The 4,899-nt window shown below is 62.1% G+C and carries 5 protein-coding genes, 1 tRNA gene and 1 pseudogene; 2 read left to right on the top strand and 5 right to left on the bottom strand.

Annotation, left to right across the window (positions count from 1 at the left end; all coding sequences use genetic code 11):
- Both EOD07_RS22425 and EOD07_RS38635 read right to left on the bottom strand, forming a co-directional pair.
- A partial coding sequence (locus tag EOD07_RS22425) for a glycosyltransferase (protein ID WP_281059078.1) occupies positions 1 to 623 on the bottom strand: 623 nt, incomplete at its 3' end.
- A gap of 99 nt (positions 624 to 722) precedes the next feature.
- Positions 723 to 947: pseudogene (locus EOD07_RS38635) on the bottom strand (CatB-related O-acetyltransferase); the annotation flags it as partial.
- Between the two features lie 475 nt (positions 948 to 1,422).
- Here EOD07_RS38635 and EOD07_RS22435 point away from each other — a divergent pair.
- Positions 1,423 to 2,346, top strand: coding sequence for a hypothetical protein (locus EOD07_RS22435; protein WP_245470400.1), 924 nt, complete (start codon positions 1,423 to 1,425; stop codon positions 2,344 to 2,346).
- A gap of 62 nt (positions 2,347 to 2,408) precedes the next feature.
- On the opposite strand, the gene EOD07_RS22440 is transcribed toward EOD07_RS22435, so the two are convergent.
- Complete coding sequence (locus EOD07_RS22440; protein WP_127237021.1) at positions 2,409 to 3,281, bottom strand: NmrA family NAD(P)-binding protein; 873 nt, start codon at positions 3,279 to 3,281, stop codon at positions 2,409 to 2,411.
- 155 nt (positions 3,282 to 3,436) lie between these two features.
- Here EOD07_RS22440 and EOD07_RS22445 point away from each other — a divergent pair, with 155 nt between their 5' ends.
- Positions 3,437 to 4,342, top strand: coding sequence for a LysR family transcriptional regulator (locus EOD07_RS22445; protein ID WP_127237022.1), 906 nt, complete (start codon positions 3,437 to 3,439; stop codon positions 4,340 to 4,342).
- A 39-nt stretch (positions 4,343 to 4,381) separates the two neighbouring features.
- Here the strand turns inward: EOD07_RS22445 and EOD07_RS22450 are convergent.
- A tRNA-Arg gene (locus EOD07_RS22450) sits at positions 4,382 to 4,458 on the bottom strand.
- 52 nt (positions 4,459 to 4,510) lie between these two features.
- Positions 4,511 to 4,816, bottom strand: a complete 306-nt coding sequence (locus EOD07_RS22455) for an ETC complex I subunit (protein ID WP_041009755.1) — start codon at positions 4,814 to 4,816, stop codon at positions 4,511 to 4,513.
- Between the last annotated feature and the right edge of the window lie 83 nt (positions 4,817 to 4,899).

Below are 4,899 nucleotides of genomic sequence, written 5' to 3' on the forward strand. Positions count from 1 at the left end.
CTCGTCCCCAGCGATTGCAGGTTCCAGTTCGGGTGCATCGTCTGCCATTTGCCCTCGAAGGCGACGTTCAGGGCGTTTTGATCATTCATCCTGCCTTCAATGGCGGTCTTTCGCGTCTGCTCCAGCAAGGCATTTTCGCGCACGGCGCTCATGTCGAAGACGACGACACCGGAATTGAAGTATGGCGCACCGGGCGCCAGCTTGAGCTTTTGCCGGTAAGAAGGCCTGAAATACATATAATCGTCATGCGCGGCGAGCAGCGGTGCGCGCAGCGGTTGTCCAGCCAGGTCATTGATGTCCCGGTTGAAGAGCACATCGCAGTCTGTGTATGCGACGCGATCATACGGCTCAAAAAACGGAAACCGGTCGGCGAAAAGCCGAACGTAAGCGGCAATGCTGTAGGTTCCGAAGCGGAAGCCGAAATTCCTCATGAAGTCCGTCACGTCGACCAGTTCGACCTTGCCTTTCAGCAAGCGGCGGGCGACTTCAATATCCGGTACGCTCGCACCGGTGTAAAGCAGAAAGCCGTCGATCGGCGTGGAGACATCCAGTATCCGACGGGCTGTCAGGCAGGCATAAGGAAAGTAGTTGGCATCCGCCGCCAGGAAGAAACACGACTTCATCGTTCCGCTAACCGCTGCCCGTCATTTCGTGGCGGTGCCTGCCACAGAATGCCTCTCGACGAAAGCCTCTATGGGACCGGTGAGGATGGCCGCCTCGGCCTTGACCTTCTCGTCATCCCAACGCCACCATTGGATTGCCAGCAGCTTCGAGATGATCTCTTCGGAGAAGCGGTATCTGATCAGCCGGGCCGGAGATCCGCCGACGATCGCATAAGGCGGAACGTCCTTCGTAACCACGGATCCTGCCCCGACGATCACGCCGTCGCCGATCTTGATCCCCGGTAAAATCATGGCGCCGTTGCCGATCCAGACATCATTGCCGACGGTAATGCCGCCCGGCCTGCCGCCATTTGCGATCGGCTCGGGCCGCTTCAGCAACCGGCTGTAGATCGGAAACGAGGTCGCGCTCCCGGTCGGATGCTGGCCCGAACATATGAAGAGCACCCGGCCTGCGACCGAGCAGAAGGCACCGACTTCCAGCGGGGCGTCCTTTGAGGGAAACAGGACCTTTCGCCATGTCACGCCGTAAGTATGGCGGCCAACCGTTACATGCTCCGGCAACTTGGAGCGTGCGTCCTTGAACCATCTGGAAATCGTCGACATCTGCGAACCTCAGCGGCAGCCCTGCGGCGACATAGCCGCAGAACAGCCGAACCAGCAACCCTCAGTCCCGATGCTCCGCGCTTTGACCCGGAACGGCGTGGTTGAACCCAACCGGCAAAGCTCCAAGCTGCTTGATTTTTTAGCCGCCGCGAGCAAAGAGACCACCGGGGGATGCCGCTTGTGAGAGGCAGCGTTGGTGTTCAAAGCAATAGTTGATGGAGTAAGCAGAAACCCTGTGGTGATACGGGTAAAGGCGCTCCGCAACCAGTTCGTCTACAAAACCTTCGAATATCGAGGGCGCGCGTCCGGGCGCCTTCTTGCGAAAGAATTGCAGGACGCCGGAGTGTCGCGCGTATGCATCACGGTCGCCTTCAACGTGCCCTGGGTGATCGACGCCTTGACGAAAGCCTGGGAGATGCGGCCGCCGCGAATGACACTGGTCGTCGTCGACAACTCGACGAAAGTTGCTGCAAGAGAGGCGATTGCCCGCATCTGCAAAATGCGCGGCGTGCCTTACCTTGCCCTGCCGATGCGGGTCGAGAAGCACCTGTCAAGATCGCACGGAACCGCTATCACATGGGCCTTCCACAACATCGTGCGCCATCTGAAACCGGAGCTCTTCGGCTTCATCGACCACGACTGCTTCCCGGTCGCGCCATTTGACATCCCCTCCAAGCTGGCCGGCAAAGCGGTGTACGGCCGCAGGGCATACGGCAACGAAAACCATGTCTACAAGGCCAAGCCGGAGGACCGGCACTGGAACCTATGGGCAGGCTACTGCTTCTACCGATTCTCCGCCGTGGCCGCCTACAAGCTGAATTTCGAACCCCGTTTAAACCTCGGCCTCGACACCGGCGCCGCCAACTGGGCGATCCTCTATTCGAAACTCGCCGAGGCGGATGTCGCCGTGGCAACCGTGGAACAGCGGCCGATGACGATGGCCGGCGCGGTCGGGCACCACGAGTTCATCGACGGCGCCTTCTTTCACCTCGCCGGCGTGTCATACCCCGAAAGACCGGGTTACCATCACCGAACGGAGGAGCACCGGGAAATGCTTCGGGATTATGTGTGGAACACTTATCTCGGCGGCCCGGCCGGGCAGACGGTGAGTGATTTCTGAAGGCCGACCACTGCCTCCTTCCGTTCCTTCGGAGCGCGCAGGGACGCTCGAATTGGCTGCTTCTAGATACGGTCAGGCGGGCCGACAAGTCCAGCGATCGCCTCGTCGATCCCAGTCCTTCCTTGACGTTTTAGGGCATGGAGATCGCGGAAATCGATCCAGCCTTCGTTGAAGCCGTCGAGCATGCGCATGCGCATTTCGGGATGGCGCATGCCCTGCTCGCGGAAGATCGTTTCCCAGCGCTCGCGCGGGACGATACGCGCCTCGACCTTGCGGCCGAGAGCCTTGGCGAAGGCAGCGGCGATCTGGTTCGGCGACACCCTGAGTTGCGCTTCCAGTTCGATCACCCGGTGGCCGCTCCAATTTTCCAGCAGCAATTCGGCCGCTGTCCTACCGACATCAGCGGTCGCAACCATCGCAACCTGCCGATCGAGAGGCTGCAGATAACTGTCGATCACGCCCTGGTCGCGCGCCGAAGCGATGTCCCACTGGGCATTTTCCATAAACCACGCGGCGCGTAGGAACGTCACGGCCACGGGCAGATCGGCGAGCGCCTCTTCCAGCAGGCGCAACACATTGAGCAGATTGGGCGCAGCCACATCCGCGCCGATCGTCGACAGCACGACCACCTTGGGCGGCAGCGCCCGGTGAAGCGCCTCGCGGATGACGGCGATCCTCGGCAGCATATCCGGGAAGCCGGGCTCTGCGTCATAAACCGGCGGCAACAGGATGAATGCGCCCTCCACGCCCGAAAGTGCGGCGGCGAGCGGCCCGGCATCGCCGAGGTCGGCAACCGCAATCTCGCAGCCCCTGGCGAGCCAGGGCGCGCCTTTGGCTTCGTCGCGAACAACGGCGCGAACCTTGTGGCCCGATTTGAGCAGCGTTTCGGCTACCGCGCCGCCGACGCGGCCGGTGATTGCTGTGACAGCGAACATGATCGTCCCTTTCTGTTTGGTCAGTCTGATCGCGACTGGCCGGCTCGATACGCCGCCGTCTGAAACGATCGGTGGCCGGTCTTTTCACACCCTTTGCTTGCTGATCCCAGCGCCGATATGTCATTATAATCCGGACTTCAGGTTGGGAATGGCGAATGCCTTACGACGGAAGATTGCTGTCCGGGGTGACGGTGCTGATGGCGGTTGTCGAAGCGGGCTCGATGGCACGCGCTGCAGACACGCTCGGCATGACCGCCTCAGGCGTCGGCCGCGCCATCCAGCGGCTCGAGTCCCGTATCGGTGTGCGGCTGCTCGACCGCACGACGCGCACCATGCACCTGACTGACGAAGGACGGCGCTTCCACGAACGGGTCGGCCCTCACCTGGACGGCATCGAGGAAGCAGCGGTCGAGGCCACGGGCGCTGCTTCGGTGGTTCGCGGTCGGCTGCGCGTCAATGTCGACCCGTTCTTCTCGCAGCTGGTGCTGGCCGGGCATGCCGGCCAGTTCCTGGCGCTCTATCCGCAGCTTCGCCTCGAACTCATCATGCGCGACGCGGTTGGCGATCTGGTGGCGGACGGGTTCGATCTTGCCCTGCGCTTCGGCGATCCGCCGGCGGGCTCATTCACCGCACGCAAATTGTTCGAGACGCGCATACTCACCGTCGCGGCACCCGCCTATATCGAACGCCGGGGGCGGCCGAAGCATCCCGCAGACATGCCGGCACATGATGCCATCGACTTCTGGGACGCCGCGCATGGCCGCGCCTATGATTGGGAATTCCGGCGCGGCGGCGAAGTCCTGCCGGTCAGCGTCCAGACCAGGCTGATGACCTCCGACGCGCCGACCATGCTCAGCGCCTGCCTTGCCGGCGCCGGCATCGCGCAGGTCTTGGAGTTCGCCACGCGCGAGCAGGTGCGCGACGGACGGCTGGTCGAGCTGTTCCCCGACTGGTCGGACGAACGCTTCCCGCTCTACGCGGTCTACCCCTCGCGGCAATACCGCACCGCTAAGGTGCGGGTGTTCGTGGATTTCGTAACTGATCTCTTGGCGAAGGTTTAGATCCAGCGTCAACCGGATCTCGTAAGCTATTGAATAAACTGGCGATCCCGGCAGGATTCGAACCTGCGACCATCGGCTTAGAAGGCCGGTGCTCTATCCAGCTGAGCTACGGGACCGTCGGCCGGCCGGGCCGGCTGGTCTGTCATGCCGAGTGACGCAGGACCAGAGTCAGTGCGTCCAGGGCGTCCTGCGGTCATAGCGGAAATTGTCCGAATAGGAAATCTGCCGGCGCTTGGCCTCCTTCGGCTCTTCGACGCGGTAGGCGATCTTTTCCTTCTCGGCATAGGCGACCGCCTCTTCCTTCGTGTCGAAGGTGAGCTTCACCTGGCTCAGCATGTCGCCCGAGGTGGTGTAGCCCATCAGCGGGTCGATCTTCTTGCGCTGGGCGGGGTCGAATTCCAGCACCCAATATCCGGTCTTGGCCTTGCCGGACTGCATCGCGGTTTTGGCTGGACTGAAAATGCGCGCGGACATGACCACCTCTTTGCCGCCCGAAGACCGGGCACCGTTGTTCAGCGCCATTTCCAGGGTTCCGTCGGGAGCCTGAAACCTCGCGC

Source organism: Mesorhizobium sp. M2C.T.Ca.TU.002.02.1.1 (assembly GCF_003997225.1).

Excerpts from the sequence above, each read along its gene's own strand:
- EOD07_RS22440 (WP_127237021.1), bottom strand. The coding sequence starts at position 3,281 with ATGTTCGCTGTCACAGCAATCACCGGCCGCGTCGGCGGCGCGGTAGCC.
- EOD07_RS22445 (WP_127237022.1), top strand. The coding sequence starts at position 3,437 with ATGCCTTACGACGGAAGATTGCTGTCCGGGGTGACGGTGCTGATGGCG.
- EOD07_RS22455 (WP_041009755.1), bottom strand. The coding sequence starts at position 4,816 with ATGTCCGCGCGCATTTTCAGTCCAGCCAAAACCGCGATGCAGTCCGGC.